This is a genomic window from Alteromonas sp. DY56-G5 (assembly GCF_041414725.1).
Taxonomy (GTDB): domain Bacteria; phylum Pseudomonadota; class Gammaproteobacteria; order Enterobacterales; family Alteromonadaceae; genus Alteromonas; species Alteromonas macleodii.
Genome location: NZ_JANHZQ010000002.1, coordinates 35,722 through 60,199 on the forward strand (window position 1 = coordinate 35,722; position 24,478 = coordinate 60,199).

Here is a 24,478-nt window from a genome sequence, read left to right on the forward strand (position 1 = left end):
GCGCAAGAGTAGTGGAGGAACGCATGGTTAACATAGTTACGAGTGAAGCCAACTCAAAAGGAAAACTATTGATACAGCACCAAGTTGAAACGCAAGTGCTAACGTTAAGTTACATTCAAATGAATGAATATCAATTTAGCATACCTAGTTATCAGCGCCCTTATATTTGGCCTGATGATGCCGTGCTAAAGCTGTTTAAAGATATTAACGATGCGCGCGTGGCGAAAGAGCCGAATTATTTTATTGGTACGGTGCTAACGTCTCTAGAGCAAGACGAAGATGGAAATGGTATTTATGAGCTGATTGATGGACAGCAACGCACCACCACATTAATGCTTATTGCACTTGCTTTTAAAATGGCAAAAGTCGATTCAGCTATTGCTGATATCGCCGCTTTCAACAAGCAACCTAGACTGCAATTTAAAATTCGTGACCAAGTGCAGCACTTGTTGGGTAGTTTAGCAGGCCTAGATGATTATGTATTTCCTGGATTGGAAGCTATCGATGAAAATCCCTATTTGAATCGCATATACGCAGCATTGCAAGTATTAGAGCAACAAGTAAATGCGCTGGAAAATCAAGACCGTGTTTTGCTAGGCGATTACATTTTCAAAAATGTGCAATGGGTGAATAATATTGTACCTCCACAAATGGATTTAAATCGTTTATTCGCAACAATGAATACTGCCGGCATACAGCTTGAGCAGTCCGATATATTGAAGTCAAAGTTGCTTAAACAAATCTCTACTGATAAGCCATTATTCGATGCTATGTGGTTAGCTTGCGAACATATGGAAAACTACTTCGAACGTAACGTACGCAAAATTTTTCCTAATGCCCCGTGGAACGATATTGAGCCTGAGCATTTAGCCTCCTTTAATGAAACGTTATTTGTAAAGAGCTATGGTGGGAATACGCACAAGCAGGGCTTGACCATCATGCAACTGGCAGAGCAGTTAGAAGCAGCTGCAGAGAGAGATAACAAAAATAGTGAAGATAACAAATTGGACAATGAACAGGATGCTGGCTCCTACGATTTAGAAACCGAAACAGTATACTGTCGTCCTATAATTGGTTTCCCACTACTACTCATCCACGCTTACCGAATATATTTAGCCAACCGTGCTGTTGAGTTTGATGATACAGACGATGTAGTCCCTCGTGTGCATGCAGATAAATTATTAGAAACCTTTGATCCGCTGACAAAGGCCAGTGAAGAAGAAGTAAAAGACTTCATCAAAACCTTGTGGCGAGTACGTTATCAATTTGATCGTTGGGTAGTTAAGTGGGTAGAGCGAGACGATAGTGATGATGAACAACTACGATTAACTTATCTAACAAAAAGCGAATCAGGTGGTAAACGGTACATTAATCGTACTCAAAAAGAACTAAATGAATTAGTGATGCTTCAAAGCGTGCGAAACTTTACCGGTGAGCGCAGCGCTCAGTATTGGCTTACGCCCTTTATCGCGGGTTTGATAAGAGAAAATATTACTGAAGATGCACAAGCCATCGCTTTGCTCGAGAAAATTGATAACGACTTGTCATTAGCTGCTGAGTCAGAGACTCAAAAAACGGCCAGTTTTAAGCAAGCTAAACAACAGCAACCTGAAATCGACTCTTGGCAAAAAATCGTTGATTACTTTGCAGAGCCTCGAGGAACCAGCTTTGAGCATTATTGGTTCCAAAAGCTGGAATACATATTGTGGAAAAAAGAAACAAATAGGCATCTCAAACAATTTAGCAATTACCGTATCACGGCGAAAAACTCGGTCGAGCATGTATATCCTCAGCGTGAAGAATACCAAAATATAATGGAGCGTGACTTTTTGGATGCTTTTGGAAATCTAGTTTTATTGAGTCCAGGTGAAAATTCGTCATATAGCAATCAAGCGGTTAAGAAGAAACTAGTTGATTTTGAGGCAAAGTCTCAATATGAGTCGTTAAAGTTAAAAGCCATGTTCAAGATATTAAAAGAACAGGGTGACTGGCAGAAAACGCAAATACAACTTCACCAAAAAGAGATGTTAAATGCGTTAGCAGCCCACTATGGCGTAACAGAATGATCGCAATCAAGCAAATATCATCGATGTCCTGGCTGAAGTTGTTTTGTGCTGGACAAAATTGACTTTAAAGAAAATAGCTACTTACATCGAAACCGAACTCACTATTTATAGCGGCAGGAATATCTCTCTCACTTAGCTCTACAGAAGAGAAGCTGTGAATAGAGTATCGCTCCAAACGATTGCCTCTTAAAAACAAAAATGCGTTTCCAACTATAAGCGAAAAACGAAGGCTTTTTGAAAATGGGTATTCAATACCGGACGTGTAGCGGGAATTTATTTGCTCGTAAACCTCAGCTTCAGCTTTAGGTGTGACGTTTATTTCCATCTGAAGGCTTTCTTTACCTTGCCTTCGGTGAAATACGCGAACCCAATTTTCCGTAACAACAGAGCGATATGTCATACCAAAGCACTCGAAAGAAACCCCTTCATCCGCAGGAAATAGATTTAGTGCAGGCCAACCGTTTCCAACGTCTGCGAAAAGTATTCGTCCTTCAAAATTAAGACGAACTAGACGATGGATTTCTTGCTTACCGATAAACGCACTGTGAAGTTGAGCATCTACATCGAGTTTTTTCAAATCAGTGAGAAACGCGAGTGTTTTATCTGAGCAAGTACCTCCAGGAATCCCTCCCTGAAGTGGACGACCATATAGTAAATCCAAGTTATGAAACGGAATGGTAGAGAAATGCTCATAAAGGAGCTGTTGGATGTCGCTTATCATCGATGTGTTTTCCCTCTAGCATTAATTGCTGAGTCGAAAACAGGATACAAATGAAAATAGCCATCGGAGTGGTCGAACTGAAAATGCTGTTTCCAAATATCGAGAAGTTCATCTCTCTCATTGCGACCATTGCGTTTTAGATAATTAACTACCATGCTCCTGATGCCTGAGCCTACGTCACATGAGACCTTTTTTCGAAGCAGAATATTAGAGGGAAGAAAGTCGTCAAATACCGTTCGTAAGGTAACTTTATTCATCCCGTCACTGTAGAGTTCGTCATATCCTAACGTATCACTTAACGCTTTAACGTCTTTGTCCAGAAATGGACATCGAGGCTCAACACTATGTGCCATACATGCCATATCAAGTCGGCGTAATTCAGTGAATGTCATATCGTTTATCAACTGGTCTCGTGTTGCTTTCCATGGCTCAACTTCAGAAAAATTATGGTACCCACCAAAAAGCTCGTCAGCGCCTTCGCCGGTAAGTACTACCTTAATGCCTGCTTTGTTGGCTGCTTTTGCTAGAAGAAAAGTAGCTAAACCATTGCTTACTACTGAAGGGTTGTAGCTTTCAGTAGCGTAAACGACTTGACTGATGAGGCTTGGTAGTTCGGCAATTTTAGGAAGTGGAATTTTAACTACGTTTTTCAGCCCTAAATATTGTGCAACAGTATGAGCTGCACTTAAATCATCTCCGTCGCCATTGCCAAGCGTAAAGTAAACGATATCGTCTCGAAGTTTCGATGCAATGCTCGCAACTAGTGAGCTATCTAACCCGCCACTTAAGAAAATTGCTACCTTTTGGTTATGATTTGGCAGACGTTTGCGGACACCCTCAATTAAAGCTTGCTTAATACTTAAGGTGCTATGAAAACGGCTAAAGCTTTTAACTGACGTCACTGCACCAGTGTTCAAACAAACTTTTGAAACGCCTTTGGGGATCGTCTCAAACCAGTCAATTGACTTAAACGCTTTTAATTCACTGGAAATGAATATCTCGCCTTGAGAATTTCCAACGTAAAGAGGTTTCTTCCCCATAGCGTCGCGAAGGCAAATTGCATATTTTCTGTTGGGCTCGATTAAAACAGCAGAATAGAAGCCATCTAATTCTTCAATTATGTGTTCATTGAGTCGTAAATAAAGCGGTAAGACAACACTAGTATCACATCCGTGATTCTCTAGTTGGTATTGATAAGCCAAATCACTGAAATTGTAGATCTCACCGTTTATTGCACCTAACCAGCCTTCAACTTTGAAGGGCTGTCGACCAGCCTGAACGTTGCCATTAATCGCAAGACGTTGAAAACCAACGGCGAACTCATTCTCTGTCAATATAACTTGTTCGTCAGGTCCACGATGCTTAATTCGCTCAATACATTCGGGAATTAATGTTTCGGCTTGTTTACCGGCTAATACAACGATACCGCACATTTAATTTACTTCTGCTAGAGCGGGTGAAACAACGCTTTTACTATTAAGCTCGGTCCTTACCTGCATTAAGAGCTGACCAAGACGGTTTTGGCCAGAACCATCACCAGGATCGCCCCAATATTCATCGTTATCTGTCAATTCAACCAGCAAGCGGTTGCCAGAGGATAGGAGCTTTTCTGCTAAATTAGGGTGTTGTTTAAATTTCGCCCTCAAAGCTTCGAGCATAAAATGCTCCCGTACATCAATCCAATCTGCCCGTCCATACTCTTCTAAACGTTGATGAGCTTCAGACTTGGCTAATATTGGGGTAGCAGCACACCTAATCTGTTCCTTAAGCTGTTGAGATTCAAATTTCTGTGCTTGGTAATAATGCTCTGTCGTAGGCCAAATCTTACCGTCGAGGAAAACTGAATGTCTTGAGAAGTTAGAGAGTTCTCCCCAGGGTTGATCAGAGTGATAGAAGTGAATAGGTTGGCCATTATTACTTTCAGATGCGAGGGGTAAATTGTGACCCAATTTTTCATTCTTGGTGTGCAAGTACTCCTTATTTTCAGGTCGAATATTCGGGTTTGTGTGCACTACTGATGTCTGGATACCATGATTATTCAAAAATTGGCGTTTACGAGGGTTATTGGATACCAATCGCACCTTTTCAATATCCAGTTGTTTTAATATAGACACCGCCTCAGCATAGCTGCGAATGTCTTGCTCAATACCAAGCTTCTCAAAAGCTTCCGCAGTATCGACCTGTTTATCTTCCATCATTCGAACAGCATTTATCTTCACGGATAAGCCGTGGCCACGGCCCTCTTGCTGTTGATAAACAATAATACCACGTCCTTCTGAGGCGATATTCTTCATTGTTTCAGTCAGTTGGTCAGCGCAGTCACAATCTAAAGCGCTAAATACTTCAGATGCACGGCACGAAGAATGTACACGAAAAAGTGGCCATTCCCCTTGATCAGAGATATCACCCATGCAGATAACGCTGTAATTTTCGTCCAAACTATCATACATCCGGAACTTGCCCATAGGCGTAGGAAGAGTACACCAATTATCAATTTGTAGTTTCACAATACTTCTCCGTTACTTCATCGCTCACACAGATATTAGAATTTTGATTTTTAGATATACGCTTACGACTTATTGGTGTTGTGTAGGCGTTGCTAGAACTTATCATCTGTTTTAAAAAGCGGGATATTTCATTCTTATCTAAGTCGTTAATTGCTGATTTAATTTGTTTAAAAGCGTCTAGTGAAAACTCTTGCTGAAGGCAATCTGTCAAGGCATTGAGCTCTCTGCAAAAAGGGCCGTTCGCAATCGCTTTCGCTAACCCCGAAATCCGGTAAAAGCTCTGCTCCAAAAGCAGTATTCTTGCGTCCATATGACTCATTGAGCGCGAATAAATATCTGCCACCTCATCTGTTGAAAAATTCAATCTGTGGTCAGAGTTTTCACCTAAAAATTCGACGAGGCCGGCGTAGAGTGCAGAGCCAACTATTTCACCTTGTACTTTTTCCGAATTTATTGTTGGTTCTGAATAACTTCGTCCGACATGATGCACAGGAAACGAAACTGACTTAAGCGTCATTCTTTGGTAGTGCTTATTGATGATTGCCCAGATCATGTCTGAACGACGGGCTTCTTTACCATTCAATACTGGGGATAAATTAGGTGTTTTTGTGAGTGCTTCAGGGGTGAGTATGAACGTACAGCCCCCTCGATTTACAGAGTCTTTTGCTTCGCTAATTGGATTTCGGCATGAAGTTGCGATAATTGAACGAGTCAGTGGAGTACCATCAAGGATACCCAGAGCTCCTGAGAATAATCGAGCCCGAGCCTCTTTTACAGTCTCAAATGGGTAACTAGGTTCGAGCCAAAGTGGTGTTTCTAAATGAGCACTATGCTTTCGAGAAAGGTCATAATAATAGTCCGGAAACATTTTACGAAGTGCTTTATTTTCTTCAGTTCGGTCGGGTAACAAAGCGTCTTCTGGCAGTTTTGCTAACCAAGCTGCATTGTGTACTAAATCCATCAGTTGAACTCTTAATCCGTTCAATGGTGGGTTAGGAGACGAGCCCTCATAAGCGCCGAAAAGTACATCTACGTTATGCTCTCGGAACGCGGGTAGCCACTCAATGTATTCACTGGCTCGCTCATCAATGCGCATATCGTCATCAAGCAACCAGCCAATCGCGTCTGGTGATTTTTCTAGTTCGTTTCCGACGTAACGTTGAAGCATGGTTCGCGCAAATGCTATACCCACTTGACCTGAAGGTCGGCTTTTAATTTCAGATCCAAATAATCCAGATTTTGCATCTTTAAGCTGAGCTTCTTCTGAAATAAAATTAACTGCTAACCGATCGCCGAATGATTCGTCGTTCAATTTGATAAAGTCAGAAGCGTTACAGCCATTACACAAAACAAAAACTGATAATGAAGTTATGCTTGGATGGTCGTTAAAAACTCTTAGACTATTAAGTAGAGGCATCAACATTAGTGGGTCGGCAGAAATAACGCCTATTACAAGCTTGAATGCTTTATGATTTGGGGCTTTATCAAGTACCTCTTCGACTGGCTGAACTCGATCAATAGGGTAGTCTAGCTTTGCACGGAAAGCTGCAAAACCGGATAGCTCAGGCATGGCTGAATGAGTAAGAGATTTGCGCATAAGCTGTTTTAAATCATCGCGATGGGCATAGTGACATGATAAGTATGCACGCCTAGCCATGTGCTCAAAGCCTAGCTCGTTCCATGGACGGATATCCGATCCATAATCGATAAGCTTAACTTCTGTTTCTATTGTTATCAGATTTTTAGGGTGGATGTTGTTGCAGACAATACCAACGCGAGTACAACCGTTGATGAGTTCGATTACGCGCTTTTCGAAACCACCGTTATAGGGAGCGCTTTCTTCGAAAGGATATGTTACGAGAACCCATGCGCCGTCTCTAATGACCTGGTTTAGAGGGTATATACCAGGAACATTTATCCATTTAGCACCACTGTCGCGCAAGAATTCGAACTGCGCTTTAGGTGTACGCGTTTTCCAATAGTCGATGCATTTGTAAACGGTTGTGCCATCGGTAAATACAATTGCTTCTGAACCAGAGCCTAATAGGCGTAAGTTATGCGTATTGAAGTGGTAGTTAACTCGATGTTTTGCGGTAACTAAACGTTGAGCGTAAACTTCTTCTTCAAGGTTTTCTGATTCACCGTGTGAAAGCTTCTTATCTGAGTATTTTTCCGTATTGAGTATTTTTGCGCCGTTAGAGGTCAGGTATGATTCTGAATCATCAAAAAGCTCTAAATGGCGTTTTGCAAGGCTATCTATTACCCATACAGTACTGCCTGGTCGAAGTTTTGAAACATTAACTGCGTAGCTTTCTAGATGCCTAAGTTCCTTGACTGTAAAGCATCCTATTCCTAGGTCTCTCAAAGTGCTTGCTAAGTTTTCACAGAATGAATCGTGAGGCTTAATGTTAAAAACGACATCTAAGCCTACGAGATCTATAGTTCGATAAAAATGGAAAAATGCGACAATTTTATTGAGTAATTCTCGGGTCACTGTTTTAAAACAACATAGAACAAGCGCTTTATTCTTAGGGTAAGATTCTTGTGAAGCTTTATTCGTAGGCGATTTCCAACCAAAAAGTTCATGAGCACGTTTTTTGAAACTTGCGGCCTCTGATGCGCTCATTCGACTTTGGTATTTTTTCCAAAAGGAAGAGGTGCCGCTTAGTTTTGATTTGCCCCCGCTGGTGCTTAGTCTCGTTCTATTGGCTTCAGCGTAGTGATCAACTAAAAACTTAGGAAGCGCTTGATAACGCACAGTGCCCAGCTCACTCAATCGAATACAAAGATCGCGGTCGGTAGAGCTAGCTAGAGACTCATCAAATCCTCCGGTTTGCAGGAAAGTACTCATTCGAAGAAACAGGTTGGAGCCTTGAATTCCAGGGTTGCCTGTTAAAAATAATGAGGCTTCTAGTTTAGCTGGTGCTTGAGTTTGGATAGGGCTTAGGCAGTTGTTCTCGATTCGATTAAATCCACTCGCCACCATATCTACCTTGAATGACTGCAACGTTTTCATGCACTCTTCGAAATAATTGGGATGCCAAGAGTCATCATCATCTAAAAATGCTAGTATTACATTTTCTGCAGTATCCACATGAGACGCCAGATACGTTACTGCGCTATTCCAACAACCACTTGCTCCATCAGTGCGTGTGTTGACGCAGTAAGTAACAAAACAGTTGGGTATCTCAATGTCTTCAACAGTGTTTTGATTCAGTCTACGAATATCTAAATCAGAGTCATCACATACTATTAAAAAGTCAGGGGGCGTAGATTGTCGAGCTATTGATGGAAGTGAGCGTTCAGCCAGTAACTTGTGACGGTTTTTAGTGGCCACAATTACCGCTAGCTTGATTTGTGACGTCAAACTTTATCGGTCCTTTATTTATTAATGAGACTTTTCGCGAGTTATCTACAGTACTAAGCAGAGCACAGAGTTCTCGAATGATGTTTAAGCCCTTGTTTTTACAGAAGAGCGTTTGCACCTAATGCTAAAGCTGAGGAACAACAGTTGAGGGGGAATAAAAAATGAGTCAAATTAATATCCTTATCAATTATGATTTTTGCATAAAGCAAAATGTAGAACTGGTCGGATGTTAAGATAAATGTGCCGATTTGGCAATAATGAGCCCGATTACGGTGACATATACTCTTGTGTAAGTTGCGGAGACAGCTCGCCCGCTTGTTTTGTAGAGCTTTTTGTAAATGCAACGGCTTATATTCGAGTTCAGAAGTTGTTGCTTCGCGTTGGTCAAAACCACCGACTTTATAAGCTTTTATATCCTGAATTTATAATTATACATTTTGAATATAAAACTCGCGGATCGCTTTATTTTCAAAGTGCTATCCACATTGATTTTAATTACCCCCTCAAGCAATACTTGCGTTGACTGTGCTCGCGAAGTGCTCATGCCTTGCAGAAAGTCCCTGCGTTTTTATTCATCATTCATGGTGCAAATTCACCCAAGTAAACAACAGTCTTAGAAAGCAAACATAAGCTCTACTTCGTCTTGATAGAGGTGGAGTGCTTGATTCAGACTTATCAGCTACTAAAGGGCTTTCAAGCAAATGTACACTAACGGTGCCATGCTTCTCATAACTGAGAAAACGGCCCTCGTCACTCGTTATTGTTTTAACGCCGGGTACGTGTCTAATATTTTGCGCGTAGTTGTGAGGTACTATCACTTCTATTATTAGTTCAGGAAAAAGTTTTATAACGACATTTTGTATCCAAAAACGAAGGTCCGCTCGATACTGTTGCCTTTTACTGCTATCAAATTGCGAAGGTGAGGGGAAATACCATCGAAGGCGCAACTGTTCTTCTGTAAACCCGAGTAGTTTTAAGAGTACCAGCAGAGAAAGTATGGCTTCACAATCGTATGAGCGGATCAAAAAGTCTTTTGCTTTGACGAGGTGTTTTTCTAGCTTTGCAATTTTCTGTAAGTCCACCCGGTTATCGATTTCAACAAATGTGCCGAGGGCATCGAGTTGCTCGGCTAGTTCGCTTGTTATTTCATGCTGACGGGCCGTCATGTTTTTGTATAGGGTATGTATACGGCTGCTGTTGCTCGGTTGATTGTGAACTCGTTCATTAGATACTGGTTCTAACTCAATGATTTCTGCAACTTGTTGTCGGGTGATAGGCAACACTCGGGCAATTTCTTCTGGAGAATGTCTCTTAGAGTGCATCTCAAAGCATGTGCGTATCATCGAGAGTGTAAATTCGCTCGTTTCTTCTTTTTTAACAAGCTTGCTCTCAAGCCACTGCGTTATATTTTTCTTCTTCTGACTCTCGCTTATTACTTTATGCGTCATCTGTTTGGGAAACGCAGTTAAAAGGTGGGCTTTGGATGCAGGGTAATTGTCTATTCTACCGTAATCATCTATCGAGATATTCTGCCCCCAAAACTTACGAAGTAACCGAGGGGAGGGGGAATGGTTTGCAAATTTTAGAGGGTGTAAAAATTCACTGGTATGGATGTAAGATGCCATGGTAACTGAAGGAGAACTATGACCAAGAAGAATAGATACCGCCCATAGTTTTTTTCGAGAATACTCCACTAGCGCCAAACGCTTCATTACTCTTTCCCTATTGGTAACGTCGAAATAAGCGTGACGAGTAAATGGATAAAAGTTTGCCTGACGTTTTTCTGGTAATGAAAGCAGCAAGTATAGCCAGTTGGCAAATGAATGGCGGCAATGATGAAAGCGCATTGTGGGTTCGGCCGTGATCAATTTCATCGCCTCGGTAGCAAGTAAAAATGCCTCATTTAAGCATGCTTCATCCCTAAATATTTTTGACTTCTTTTTATTAAACTTGGTTTTTGAAGTGCGTAAATACTGCTTAAGCTTTACAAGCTCCTCTTCTGGCCAAAGCACATCGAGCGGAATATTTCTGGCGCTTTGAGGCGATTTTAGTTCACGGTATTTGTTTGGCCTTACGTGCAAATTAATATAGTCATCACCCATTGAGTTAAAATCCGCGTATTGCAAACCAGCAATTTCACCTCGTCGTAAACCGCTGTAAAAGCTAAGGCAAAAGCATAGCTGTGCCAAGTGCGAGGCTTTGGTTTCTAGTCGGTTAAGCGCACTAATGACGCACTTGGCCTCGTGTTGCGTAAGAATGTTGGTATTTACACTGCCACGGGAAGAAGAGATATCAAGGTCAGACAGGCACAGGTCGGGTACTAAATCGTTCATTACAACGAAGTCAGCAAAGTACAATATATAGTCTCGGTTTTTTGAGTTTATATTCTCTGCTGCCAAGTTTAATTTTTCAGCCCACGTGTGCCCACCCATTCTGTCAGCTTTGCAATCAACAAACTCTTGAAGCACAGGTGCCGCCACACTGTTTATGTATTTTTTTATCGTTCTTGGCCTTAAGCGTTTTTTTCGCATGCCTCCGTGCGCTAATAGGTGATACAGCCAAGACAACAAAAGCCAACAGAAGGGCGTTGCCTTTGCATTTTCTCTTTTGTGAAGCCACAGCCTAAGGCGTTCTTTTACCTTCGTATAATTTCGGGCGCTTTCTTGTCGAGCAAGTATCTTTATTTGGTCGGAAAACTGCTTGACGATGTCAACTTGCTCTAAAGTGTTTAACCCGTCTTTAATGTGTCTTGCTTCTATAGTCTCGGTATTATCGTTTCTAAGGCTAGATAACCAAAGTCCACGTTGGTTTTGGGTTATAGATGCTATTTGGTTAGCCGTTGACTCATGGATTACGCACGTACCAGACATGATCCTATATAGTGTTTTACCAGACAGAGGTGACGACGGCATTAATCGCTTTTGTTGGGCATAATTAGAGGCGCTAGTTTTAAATATATATTCTGTGCGAAGCATGGCGCGCAATGCACCTATTTGAACGCGAGTGGATGAAGGGATGATGCGTTCGGCAATCAGGGTGTTGTTTATTTCAGTAAGGCAATTTTTTGGTTTGCCAACCTGGTTATTCCAAAAAGCCCGTAAAAGCAGTTCTGCAGTTGAAGATAACCATATCCTCTCTTTTCCCTGATAGAACCAATGTCGCGATAGGGTTTTGACTTTATTGGGGTGATATAAAATAGACGTCAACGCGGCGGTACTATCAATACCTTCTTTAAGAAATAACCACAGAAGAAGAAAGCCAGTCTGGGTTTCCGGTGAGCCTAGATATCTTAGCTGTTTTGCTTCGCTTTCTAGTAGGTCATATAAATCTGATTGCAGCCTTGATGTTAAGAAGTCATCGGGTTTAAGAAGTGGTGCGTCCTGCTTTATTTGATAGCTTCGGTCTATTTGTACCGATTTAATACCGAAACTCTGCTGCGCCATTCTTAACAATAAATGAAGCAGCATGAGCTGAAAATTGTGTAGCTGAAAGTCCTTGCTCAGTTTTTTTATTACGGCAGATACACTGTTTGAAGCGATCTTTTCATTGTTTAAAGTAACGAGCTGTTGAGTAAGTGTTAGGACCTTATCAATATTATTATTAATTTCGTTAGATGCGAGCTGTAGGTTTTCAGCAATGACTAAATAAGCACCAGACTCTTCTAACGCTTTAGTTTTATATTGGTTTAGGAACTCAGGTGTAAAAATGGTCTTTATTGCTGTCAAACGATTACGCCCTTTTCCGTGTTAGCAGTGAAGGGATATCACGCCAACCAAGTTCATCCATCATGCCATTTAATGTCGGTAGCAGTGCCTGAATTGCCTCCACATGATTTAATTCTGAAAACTTTTCTAACGTCGTCTCACCTGTCATCCAATGCCCCAGTTGAAACTTTATAAGCTCTTGGTGAATGTTGTTCTTTTGTAGGTAACGGCGCATATAGTGTCGGCCGAAGTTTAGGGGAAATGGAAAATACGTGTTCAAAAATGTGGGTGAGCTGTTCTGTACTACTTTTTTGATATGACTGGCATGCTCGTCACGTTCGGTAAAAAATAAAAACATACCGTCAGTACCGCTAGAATTCTTAATCGCCAAGAATTGCTCTAGCCGCTCAGTCTTTGAAGTGAGCTTGAGGTGCTGTAAGTGAGATGAATGGGTGAAATATTGTTGCGCAAAGTAAGAGAAATTCACGGCTATTAAATTAGCAAACGCTTCGATATGTGCTTGGTAATGCAAAATCTGTGATTTTAATATGTCGGGGCAGGCAACAACCCTTGTATGATTGAAAAGTGTTTTGGAGTCTTTGTCAGATATACAAATACTTTGATATCGCAAAAGCGCTAAGTCTAGGCTTGGTAAGGGGTTATATACGGCGCGATAGCCTGTGCCGCTCTTGAGCATGATAATGGTATAAAGCGTGTAGGCATTGTGATAATTAACGAGCCCTTCCAAAGTAGATGACACCGCAAAAGGTTTATTTGAAAGGAGTATTGAAGCCTTTTCACTTATCCATGTTGATAGCGCATCGGCTTTTGGTGTAAACGCAGAGCCAACACCTCGTTCCATTTTTAATTCGCTGCTAATAGTTGGCGTTAAAGAATCACTATTTTCAGCTTGTTGATGAGCAGCCTCAGTGAATAATGCATTCCATAGCGCGTGAAGTTCATCATTTATTTCGGTTTCTGTGTAATAAGCATAGTGCTTTGCCGAGCGACTTTGATAGCGTGTTTTTTCTGCGAGTATGTCAAGTAAGACTGGGTCGTAACTTTCATGTGCTGAAACCCAATTTATTAAGTGGTGCTCAATTCTGGTGAGACTTATTTGGATACTGAATTTTCGATTCAGGTCTTTTAAGTAGCGTTGGATTACATCTTGCCATTCGATAGGTTTCTTTTGCTGTATAAGCTCAATAAACGTATCAGAAAAGTATGGTGATATATACGTAACTAAGTGTTCGGGCAGCGCGATAGAAATAACGCTCGAAACAGGCAGCAATAATTCATTATGGATAGGGGATAATGTTGTAGGCTCTGGCGCGACATTCAGTAAAATATAATTACCGTCAAAGTGAAAGCCGACTTCCTTTTGTGTCGACGCTTGTTTGATGCTGAGAACCGATTGTAAGTCGCGCGCTGTAATTAACACTATCAGTAATACCGCCCTGATTAGCTTTTTATCAATCCCCCCAATAATGCCGGTTGACGTGTTTGTTAATGAACTCATTAAGATTTTTAGTTCATGAGGTTGCAGAATAGTGCGGCTAGTAGGAAGTAAATTGTGGCAGCGTCTAATGTCTATATTAACTTTGTTTGTTTTGAACCAGTGAAGAGCGCTATCTTTTACAACTGATGTCGATGCCTCTTCATACGGCTGAAGTGGTTGAGGGGGTGACGACGATTTGATGACCGTAACGTCGGGTAGGTCCTCGCTTTTTGTTACACCCGCTTCTTCGTAAATACGCTTTAGCTTTTGGGTATTTAGCGATGGCGTCATTAAGTCATCGGAACCCGTTATTCGCTCGTATCTTTTTCTTGAGTAGTGCCCACGTATTCGTTTGGCTGTTCTTCTTTCATGGCGACCTCTTGTCACCCAATCTAACCTGTAAAAGTGTTCAAGTTGATAGAGGTAGCCTAACTGAGCTCGGGGTAGATAATTATCATCGTCATCGTTTTTTAAACGCTCCTTTAAAGCAAAGATATTATTTACAGTTCTATCGAGGCTACTTTCTCTGAAGCATTCATCTCTGGTTGACTCATCGGCATATAACATCCTAAAAGCACGGACTGACTCTTCAGCTCTATTTTGGCCTACAATTTTAGTTTCGTTGTTTAAGTAGTGCTCTAGAAATAGAAGAAGCGCTGCTGCAGCGTGGGAGGTTCTATTATCACTGAATATAAATAGCAGAGAATAAATTGGTCGTTCACTCTTCCATCCCCGACCATGTGAATCTTTCCAAAACGCTGAAGAGTTTTTATGTTGGTAAGAGTGAATAATTAATAATGAAGCCTTAAATGAATTATGGTCTATGCCAAATAAACTCGTAACGCGAGAAGGGTAAAGAGAGAATAGATATTCGACAGTGGCTATTGCTTTGCGCAACCCTCTTAAATCGGACGGGCAATCAATCATTTCAAGCAACTTCGCCATCGTGTTCAATTGCTCTTCATCAATGAGGTTAAAAATCTCAGAGAGTGTCTGTTCAGATAAATCTGCCATGTTTTTTATTAACGCCTAAACAATTCAGTTTTGCTAATTGATAAATGGCTCGCCAATTTTTCTGCGGTATCTATATGTGGAAATAGTGCGCTCCACTCAGCAGATTGAAACAGACTTTTTTTGCCTTCGTCTTTAGAAAACCATGCTCGAAGATAAAATCCGATTTTCTTAGCATCGCTGATAAAGCACTTTGATAGTAAGTCGTTGGTAAGTGAAAAAAGGGCGATAGCTTTCTTAACTGACTCGCTAGGTTTCTTTTCTAGAATGAAGACAGGTATCTTGGCATCTTCTTTTAACCGCAGTTTAGCTTGAGCATGTTGCAATGAGGCGAGTGTAAAGGTACCAGTTAGCGCGCGATAATTTTTTCTGAAGCGGTAACAAATTATAGGTGATTGCAACGCGAGCAGATTATAAAGCGTTGCTGCTTTGTCGTTATTGTCCGATGTCGTTCGTATACCTGCAACAGGATTGGCTGAAGCAAAAAGCGAATGGATGACGTCATCAAAATCTATTTCAGGAATTAAAATTTTTCTGAAATCTAAACCGTCCAAAATTTTTTCGTTGAACTTCTCTAATTCACTGTCCAATCCGTGGTCCTCATTTGTGTTAAATTTGCGCAAGTTTTGCGTAATTTTGTGATCAAAGTTGAGCTAGTTTTGGTGACAATTCTGCGTCACTTGTGCGCCGAAAATGTATACTTTCTAGCGACTTATATACGCTATATTGAGTACTTTTCGACGCTTTTTCTGCGACCTAAATGCCATGAGATGAGTTCTCTTTGAGCGCATATAGCCGATATTCGAGTACCAAACTTCGCTTTATATAACGAAAATTCGATGATTTTTTATGCGTTTTAAGTACTTTTAGATTGTGGCTAATTTGTGACCAAATTCAAGTAAAAAGTAGGCTAAATAGGTTGGGGTAAAGGTCTTTTATTTGATTTTGTTGGGAATTGTGTGATAGAACGATATTTAACCAACCTGATTCATGTCTTGACATGGTAGAGGTCCCCTGTTCGAATCAGGGTAGACGCACCATCTTACGATTTAATTTCATCTTTTGTTGACTCAAGTTCTGCGTAACACGCACTGATACCTTTTTCTCTATTCAGCGATATTCATGAGTAATTTAACTTTTTAATGTCGGGTGGTCTGTGTGATTTGGACTACACTAAAAGAATGGTGGCCGTTTTTATATCTTTGCTATCTAACAATTTAGCACTCGCGGGAGTACGATGAGCTTACAGAAATACCAAGAGCCCCCGTTATTTGAACAACATGGTTCGGCTGAAAGGCGGTTCCTTCAGCTTATTAGTGCCTTGCCAAAGGTATCGGTGCAAGGTTATGACAAGCACCGAAAAGTTATCTATTGGAATAAATCAAGTGAAGACATGTATGGCTTTCGTGAGTGCGAAGCACTAGGTCAAAAACTTGAAGATCTCATCATTCCCTCGTTCATGAAAAGTGAAGTGATAAAGCTACATCAGCGATGGATAGATTACGGTGAGGCAATTCCTTCAGACGAACTCGTGCTTGAGAAGAAAAGTGGCGAGCCTATCCATGTTTTCTCATCTCACGTTATGCTGAAAGAAGGCACAGATTCACCCGAAATGTATTGTGTGGATATTGACCTGAGTGAGCAGCACAACATCCGGCAAGAACTTGAGCGAATGGCATCCACAGATTTATTAACCGAGTTGCCAAATCGACGCCTGTTAGAGCAGTTTTTGACGTCGTCTATTGAGGATACATCGCGCAATGAGTCTGGCTTCGCTTTGTTTTTCATTGACTTAGATATGTTTAAAGAAGTTAATGACACGCTTGGGCATACCTGGGGTGATGAATTACTGCGCTCTGTTTCTAAGCGGCTGTCAGATTGTCTGAGCGAACAAGGCTTACTGGCTCGGTTTGGTGGAGACGAATTTGTTTTTGTCGCCACACAAGTGACTTCTGAAAATGAAAGTGCTGACATTGCTAAGAAACTTACTGAGTGTTTCAAGCAGAGCTTCGCACTTAGCACTGAAAACGTGCATATCACTTCAAGTATCGGTATTAGTATGTACCCTAAAGACGGAAGTGAGATTGATGATCTTCTGAAAAATGCAGACGTCGCAATGTATCAGGCGAAAGCTGAAGGCCGAAACCGTTTTCATTTTTTCACCCACGCTTTAAGTCAGAAAGTTCGACAACAGCGAAGTATCGCAGCTTATCTGCATGAGTCTTTGGTTAACGATGAGTTTGAACTCTTGTATCAACCTCAAATCGATTTGCTCACTGGAAAAGTGGCATCGTGTGAAGCGCTGTTAAGGTGGCGTCCTAAAGATGAGGATCAGGCTGTTCCACCCAATATCTTCATCCCCATCGCTGAGCGCAGTGAGTTAATTGTTCACATTGGAAATTGGGTGTTAGAAAAGGCGTGCAAACAGGCACAGTTATGGAAAGAGCAGGGCATTAATATTCGCGTTGATATCAATGTTTCAGGAAAAGAGTTAGAGCAGAATGCTTATTTCGAACGCCTAAGGGAGTGTCGAGAGCGGCACGGTTTAATGCCTAAAGATATTGGGTTAGAGCTTACCGAAAATGTGCTTATTAAGTCTGACAATACGATTTTAGAGAATTTGAGAGCGCAACGCGACCAGGGCGTTGAAATATCGATTGACGACTTTGGTACGGGTTATTCTTCGCTTAGTTATTTAAAACAGTTTCCCGTTAGCCACTTAAAAATAGATCGTTCATTTTTAAGAGGTGCACCGGAAAATGCCTACGATAGCGCGTTAATGGAGGCTATCGTGAATGTTGGTCACAAACTCGATTTAAACATTGTTGTTGAAGGCGTGGAAACTCAAAATCAATCGAACTACTGCAAGTCTCTTAACGTTGAATATGTGCAAGGCTTTCTGTATTCAAAACCCATTAGCTCTGACGCCATTGTAAAGCTGCTTAACGATCAGTAAATGCGGTTAAAAGGAGGTGTATATGAAAGAGATTTTCACTACACCGCCTTAGACGTTTCATTGAATCGACGCACAATTAAGTCGTATAAAGCGCGAGGTCTCACATAAAGCGTCAATACTTATTCTGACGTTCAATGCCTCAGACCAGCGAGCTTACACTTAGTACATTGTCCAAAGTGAGGGTTTAGAAAAGTAATAGCCTTGTTGGTGTTCAACGTCTAGTTTGCTCAGTGCAACAGACTCAGCCTCGTTTTCTACCATTTCCGCAATAACATGGATATTAAGGCCTTTCGCAATATTGATAAGGCTAGAGACAAATAACTGATTATCTTTATTGGTATGAATTCCCTGGGTTAGCCGTCCCGAAAGCTTAACGAATTGAGGCTGAATTGCCCTTAAACCCGCAAGCGAGGCAAAGTTATCGCCAAAGTGTTCTATGGTAATTCTACAGCCCAGCTGTATGAGTTGACGGCAAAAGTTTTCGGCTACTTCTCGATGATGAATAAGCGCTGCATCTTCGACTTCAAAAATAAGTCTTGGGCATAGCGTTTCCCGGGTTCGAAGCTCTTCAATTAACCATTGTCTAAACTCGCCGTTGGCAATTGAGGCGTTACTAATATTTATAGCAACCTGATGAGACGTTACCGTTAGTTTTTTAAACACGATGCCTGCTACCAACTTATCGACTTGAGGAATAAGGTCCAATCGCTCCGATGCGGGGATAAGTTGTGCCATGGGTATAACATCATTGGTGTCTTTGTCTTTAAATCGAGCAAACGTTTCGTAATATGCTGGTGCGTTTCGCTCTACATTCATCACGGGTTGAATGAGAATATCGGCATATTGCTGCGACACGATGTAATTGAGGCGCTCACGCCATTTTGTATTGCTATGAACCTGAGACACTTCTGAAGAAAACTGCCATCCTTTTTGCGTTTTCATTGCCGCCATCAACGCACTGTCAGCACTTTCCATTACCTGCTGTAACGACATTTGGCTAGAAAAACGTGTAACGCCCATCCACGTTGCTTTGCTTCCATCTCGAAGTGGCGTGGCGTTTGCAAACTGCTTCGACATATTTTCTAACATCAAATCCCGTTCGTCCCGCCCCATAATTTCACTTATCAAGGCGAAATCTCCGCCTGATAACCGAAATACAAAGCCACTTTTGCAATTGTGCTTCGCCTCATGCACAAGAAAGTCCGCGATAGATTTTACATAATTGTCACCAGCTAACATGCCCAACTTAGTATTTATAGTGGTAAGTTGAGCGAGCCTGATGAGAATAAGCTCTTTTTCCTGGAAATTAGACGTGTCAGACAACAGCGCGCGAGTGTGTCGCTCGAATGCACTGCGGTTCGACAACTTCGTCAATGTATCTTTATTGGCTTCTGTTTTGAATCGCTCAGATTGCTGAGCAATGTCATTAAATTTTGATGCTAACGACGTGGTTAGGGTGTTCACTGTGCTGGTAAGTTGGCGGTAATCTGTTGTAAACGCATTTACCTGCGAGGGGGTGAAGTCGTGTCTATTGATCTCATTAAGCTTCTTAATGGTGTTTGCAATGGGGCGCCTAGCAAATTTGGTTACCGTGACGATATATAGCGCGAGGGCGAAAAATAGCCCACAAAAGATAACGGCATTTTTGATGAGAATAGCGGTGATTTCAGTGTAGATATAAGACGTGTCAGACGTAACTAACAAATAACCATCATTATTTGAAAAAGGAATTTTCTTGTTAACGGCAGGCGCGGAGTCCAGCTGTAAGTACCAATTAGGAACAATAGTGTTAGGCGAGCGCTCGTACTTCGCAAACACATTTCCTTCGACATCAATGACTTTTGCTGCAGATAAAAACGGCTGCAATACCATTTGACGAAGCATTGCATCAATCACTGATTGCTTCGACTGAGAAGACATGGCAGAGGTTTGTAAGACGGTTGTTTCGTAACGCAGCCGTGCTTCTTCAGCTTCTTGCTCGATTGACACTGAAGTGCGAGATTTTATTTCGCTTAGCTCAATACTCGACAACACCGTAAATGCTAAAAGCATAAGGGCAAAAACGCCCAAATTAATTTGACTAGACAGCTTCATTGCTAGCAGTTAGCTCCTTTAACTGAGAAATTTATTATTCGCCTCAACCAATTCGAGTGCTATCACTTTGATTGAGGCTTTTGTTATACCCGCCAATAGTGCCTAAGCGGCGAATAATAAATGTACTGCAAAACATAGAGTTAAGCGAGCAATTAAAGCCCAGAATAATGAAGCAAGCGCTGTTTATTAGCTACTCACCTTTCGTCTAACCACCAGGTTTTGTTCGGAGCTTCGCCTGCACCCTTAACTGGAACAACTTCGCCAAAGATAGGAATACTGGTGGGAACACCCTTAGCACCAGCAAGGTCTGTGATTTTTATTAAAGGCTCATTCCAATTATGTAGTGCTAAATCAAAGGTACTGTTGTGCACGGGCATCATGACACTAGCTTGAATATCAATATGGGCTTGCAAGCTCTCTTCAGGCAGCATGTGAATGTCAGACCATAGCTCGTTGTACGCGCCGGTTTCAATCATCGATAAATCAAACGGACCGTACTTTTCACCAATAGCTTTAAATCCGTCAAAATAGCCCGAGTCACCGCTGTAAAAGATATTGGTATTTGCAGACTTGATAACCCAACTTGCCCAAAGAGTTTCGTCTCTATCAAATAAACCTCGTCCTGAGAAATGCTGAGACGGTGTGGCCACTATTTCAATGTCGCTCACTTTTGTACTTTGCCACCAATTTAGCTCAACAACTTTATTTGCATCCACACCCCAGTCACGTAAATGATTGCCAACTTTTAGCGGTGTAATAAACACGTCGACTTTGTTTTTTAGTATTTCAATACTGCCTTTATCTAAATGGTCGTAATGGTCATGACTTATGATAACGGCATCTAATTTAGGCAAGTTTTCCAGTGAAATTGGCGCTTGGTGGAAACGCTTGGGCCCCATCCATTGGACGGGAGAAGCACGTTCACTAAAGACCGGATCGATCAAGATATAACGTTTGGCAAGTTTCAATAGGGTAGTAGAGTGGCCCAGCTTTATCACGCTGTCTTCTGCAACTGCGTCAAGCATTTGTGGTGTAAGTGCCGACACGGGTATGTCAAACGTTGGCGTTGCAGCATCTCTATTGTCACGAAAATACGCTTTGGTGACTTTCCACATGTCTCGCCACGTCGTTTTATATTCAATATGAGTATTAGTGAATTTTTCAGGTTGCGGCGCGCTTGCAGCAAGGGTGTTTGAAGAACCACAGAAAGATGTCATAAATAAAACTCCAACAAGAAAGCGTGTGCGATTAAAAACGGGCATGCTCTCACCTTAAATAAAAAAGTATACTGCACAGTGTAGTTTACCCATAATAAACTAATTTTGTTAAAAGTAAACTGGTGGGTGTAGTTTTTGTTGAGAAGGATAGATTGCAGCTAAGCGATAGTATGCAGCCAGCATGAGTAGACTCTCCTCATGCTGGCTGTTAACAATATTAGGTCCGCACCGTTTTTGCGCTACCTACACGAACTAGCGCACAACTAATTGAATTTGTAGTGCGTACTTTTTATTCTGACTTTATACCGTGGAACGTACAGTGCAGCACAGGCAATATAAGCAGTGTAAGTACGGTGGCAACGGTCAGACCAAATACAATAACAACTGCCATTGACGCGAAGAACGCATCAGAAAACAGCGGGATCATACCCAGTATGGTGGTGATGGCTGCCATTGAAACGGGACGTACACGAGATACTGACGCGGCTACTACGGCATCGAATGCGCCACTGTTACCCTTTGCCTGTACGTTTATTTCTTCCATTAATACGATCCCGTTTTTAAGCACCATACCAATAAGGCTTAAGCTGCCGAGCAGCGCCATGAACGTAAAGGGTGCATCAACTAGCACCAACCCGCCAATAATGCCGATAGTGGTGAGTGGAATTACGCCCCATATCGCTAACGCCTGACGAAGCTTGCCAAACAGCAAAACGGTGATAATGAACATACCTAATATACCAATAGGCATACTTGCAAATAGGGCGCTTTGTGCGTCTGTTGAGGTCTCATATTCGCCGCCCCATTCAATGTGGTAGCCATCAGGCAGTTTAAGCTCTTCTACAAGAGGGCGAACTTTAGCTTGCACACTCGCGGCCGTCTCACCGGATAAAGGCATGGGCTCTGCATAAACCGCTAGCATCCGCACCCGGTTGCGGCGTTTGATGATAGGGTTATCAAGCGATACATCCACATTGCTGATAACATCAGCCATGCTTATATATTTACCTTGTTCTTGGCTCCATACGTTGAGTGAGGCGAGGTTATCTATGTCATAGCGCTGGTTTGGATCGTTGCGCATGACAATAGGTATTAAATCGCTACCTTCGCGGTAAAGGCCCACAGTTTCACCTTCATTGTTCAGTAAAAATGCGGTGTGAACGGCATCTCGCGTTACGCCGATACGCCTGGCTTGTTCTTCCAGAAACACAGGTTCAACAAATGGGACTTTGTTGCTCCACGACAAGCGAACGCTGTCCATGGTTTTCTCTTCTTGAAATATCGCTTCAATGTCGCTGCTTATCTCACGTAAAACTTCAGGCTCTGGTCCGTAGATCCTCGCTTCAATTGCCGCTTTTGCAGAAGGGCCTACTTGAAGTGCTTTTACCTTGTATTGCACATTAGGGAAGTCTTCTCGCACCAGTTCGATAATTTCTCGCATACGAGCATCACGAGACTCAACCGTATCAGTTTCAACGATAAGCTGACCATAACTGGCGTATCTGTCTTCTGGCGCATAGGTGAGGGTAAGGCGCTGTGCTCCACCGCCAATAACGCTTGTTACGTTGGCGATATTCTCCATGCCTAACACGTTGTCTTCTAAGCGACGAATAGACTGTTCGGTGGTTAAGATGTCGCTACCTTCAGGCAACCACAAATCAACGAAAAACAGCGGAGTGGATGAATCTGGGAAAAATGCATTTTTTACGAATTTACCTGACGCCATGCTGCCTACTAATGCAACAAGTACCAGTACAATTGTCACGTAACGATGATTGATAGCAGCAGTAAGCACACGCTTGTATACCGTAAAAATAATGCCCTTATATGGGTCGTCATCTTCGTCATTAGCACCGCGCTCTTTTTCAGTTTTAAACAGTAAGTCGAAAAAGAAGGGGGTAATGGTAAGTGCGGTGATCCAACTTAAGAATAGCGAAAAGCACAGTACCCAGAAGAGGGAGCCGACGAATTCACCTGTGGCATCTGGCGATAGACCAATGGGCGCAAAAGCGGTGATGGCAATCACAGTCGCGCCAAGCAGCGGCAACCCATTTTGCGACACCACGTCTTTTGCCGCCTGAAGCTTGGTTTGTCCTTTTCTCACACCAATCAACATGCCTTCGGTTACAACGATGGCGTTGTCGACCAACATGCCAAGAGCAATAATAAGCGCACCCAAAGAGATTTTTTGCAACTCAATGCCTTTTACCGACATCAATATAAAAGTGCCAAGAATGGTAAGTACAAGAATGAGCCCCATCAGAACGCCGCTGCGCCAGCCCATGAAAAGTAGCAGCACGAAAATAACGATGGCCACGGCTTCAACAAGGTTGATAAGAAAGCCAGTTACAGAATCGTCGACCACTGTGGGCTGGTTGTAAACGGTATCCAGCGTCATACCTAGGGGCATACGCTGCTCTAGCTCGGCAATTTTGCTATCAAGTCGTTTACCTACATCAACTACATTTACCGCCGACGCGAACGACACACCAATTGACAGAGCCGGCGTGCCAGAACTGTGATAAAGGATTGAAGGGGTATCGTTAAGCTTGCGCTCAATAGTCGCAATATCTGTTAAGCGAATAAGGCCGCTTGCAGGTGAGCCAATTACCACCTGACCTAACGCCTCTAGGTTATCAAATTCGCCAGTGGGCTGTATGGACAGTCGCTTGCCCTGAACCTTAATCGAACCCGCGTTGCCCACTACATTTTGCGCGGTTAAAAGGCCAGCAATGGATTCTGCAGAAACATTTAGAGTTTTCATTTTATCGTGATCTAACGACACAATAATCTGTTCATTAACGGTACCAGCAATCGACACCTTTTTTACACCGTCAACAAGCTGAATCTCTCGCTGCATTAAATCTGCAAAGTCTTCCATTTGCTTAAGGGAGTAGTCTTCGCTTTTAAGGGTAAGCAGCAGGCCAAAAACGTCACCAAAGTCATCATTCACAATAGAGGTGCTGGTGCCAGGTGGCAGTGATGCTTGTGCATCGCCCACTTTACGGCGTAAGTTGTCCCAGTATTGCTCTAGGTCCTTGGCCTGGACACTGCTTTTAAGCTCAACAGTAATTTGCGATAGCCCAACCATGTTTACTGAGCTGATTCGTTTCACGTTGGGTATACGCTGAATCGCCTTTTCAAGCTGCAGCGTAACTTCTTCCTCAACTTGCTCAGGCGTTGCACCTGGGTATTGAGTAATAACCAGAGCATTTCTAATGGTGAATTCGGGAAACTCTAGCTGACCTAAGCCAAGAAAAGTCACAATGCCGCCAACACCCAAGATGATGGCGACCATCCAGCTAATTACTTTTTGACGAAAAAAATACTCGACCAT

The 24,478-nt window shown here is 42.2% G+C and carries 12 protein-coding genes; 2 read left to right on the forward strand and 10 right to left on the reverse strand.

What is annotated here, in order from left to right:
• Nucleotides 1-23: 23 nt before the first annotated feature.
• On the forward strand, nucleotides 24-2,066 hold the full coding sequence (locus NO989_RS01135; protein ID WP_371341901.1) for a DUF262 domain-containing protein: 2,043 nt from the start codon (nucleotides 24-26) through the stop codon (nucleotides 2,064-2,066).
• Between the two features lie 64 nt (nucleotides 2,067-2,130).
• Here the strand turns inward: NO989_RS01135 and NO989_RS01140 are convergent, their stop codons facing one another.
• The 7 genes from NO989_RS01140 to NO989_RS01170 all read right to left on the reverse strand — a co-directional run bounded on the left by NO989_RS01140 (nucleotide 2,131) and on the right by NO989_RS01170 (nucleotide 15,464).
• Nucleotides 2,131-2,787 carry a hypothetical protein gene (locus tag NO989_RS01140; RefSeq protein ID WP_371341902.1) on the reverse strand — a complete coding sequence of 219 codons (657 nt, stop codon included), beginning with the start codon at nucleotides 2,785-2,787 and terminating at the stop codon, nucleotides 2,131-2,133.
• A complete protein-coding gene (locus NO989_RS01145) occupies nucleotides 2,784-4,220 on the reverse strand; it encodes an asparagine synthetase B (RefSeq protein WP_371341903.1) in 1,437 nt (478 codons plus the stop codon). The genes NO989_RS01140 and NO989_RS01145 overlap by 4 nt, the downstream gene beginning before the upstream one ends.
• Complete coding sequence (gene ribA / locus NO989_RS01150) at nucleotides 4,221-5,294, reverse strand: GTP cyclohydrolase II RibA (protein ID WP_371341904.1); 1,074 nt, start codon at nucleotides 5,292-5,294, stop codon at nucleotides 4,221-4,223.
• Nucleotides 5,278-8,661, reverse strand: coding sequence for a glycosyltransferase family 2 protein (locus NO989_RS01155; RefSeq protein WP_371341905.1), 3,384 nt, complete (start codon nucleotides 8,659-8,661; stop codon nucleotides 5,278-5,280). Before NO989_RS01155 ends, ribA begins: the two co-directional genes overlap by 17 nt.
• 575 nt (nucleotides 8,662-9,236) lie before the next feature.
• Nucleotides 9,237-12,386: a tyrosine-type recombinase/integrase gene (locus tag NO989_RS01160; RefSeq protein ID WP_371341906.1), complete on the reverse strand. Its 3,150-nt coding sequence runs from the start codon at nucleotides 12,384-12,386 to the stop codon at nucleotides 9,237-9,239.
• Nucleotides 12,387-12,390: 4 nt separating this feature from the next.
• Nucleotides 12,391-14,877 (reverse strand): hypothetical protein, encoded by a 2,487-nt coding sequence (locus NO989_RS01165; RefSeq protein WP_371341907.1) that lies wholly within the window; start codon nucleotides 14,875-14,877, stop codon nucleotides 12,391-12,393.
• Between the two features lie 8 nt (nucleotides 14,878-14,885).
• The gene (locus NO989_RS01170; protein WP_371341908.1) at nucleotides 14,886-15,464 is read right to left on the reverse strand and encodes a hypothetical protein; all 579 of its coding nucleotides are present in this window, start codon (nucleotides 15,462-15,464) and stop codon (nucleotides 14,886-14,888) included.
• A gap of 647 nt (nucleotides 15,465-16,111) precedes the next feature.
• Between NO989_RS01170 and NO989_RS01175 the strand changes: the two genes are divergently transcribed.
• Nucleotides 16,112-17,830, forward strand: coding sequence for an EAL domain-containing protein (locus tag NO989_RS01175; protein ID WP_371341909.1), 1,719 nt, complete (start codon nucleotides 16,112-16,114; stop codon nucleotides 17,828-17,830).
• 159 nt (nucleotides 17,831-17,989) lie between these two features.
• Here NO989_RS01175 and NO989_RS01180 read toward each other — a convergent pair whose 3' ends face one another.
• The 3 genes from NO989_RS01180 to NO989_RS01190 all read right to left on the reverse strand — a co-directional run bounded on the left by NO989_RS01180 (nucleotide 17,990) and on the right by NO989_RS01190 (nucleotide 24,478).
• Nucleotides 17,990-19,924 (reverse strand): EAL domain-containing protein, encoded by a 1,935-nt coding sequence (locus tag NO989_RS01180; RefSeq protein WP_342326306.1) that lies wholly within the window; start codon nucleotides 19,922-19,924, stop codon nucleotides 17,990-17,992.
• 194 nt (nucleotides 19,925-20,118) lie between these two features.
• Entirely contained in the window at nucleotides 20,119-21,186 is a 1,068-nt protein-coding gene (locus NO989_RS01185) for an MBL fold metallo-hydrolase (RefSeq protein WP_342326305.1), read from the reverse strand.
• 244 nt (nucleotides 21,187-21,430) lie between these two features.
• On the reverse strand, nucleotides 21,431-24,478 hold the full coding sequence (locus tag NO989_RS01190) for an efflux RND transporter permease subunit (protein ID WP_342326304.1): 3,048 nt from the start codon (nucleotides 24,476-24,478) through the stop codon (nucleotides 21,431-21,433).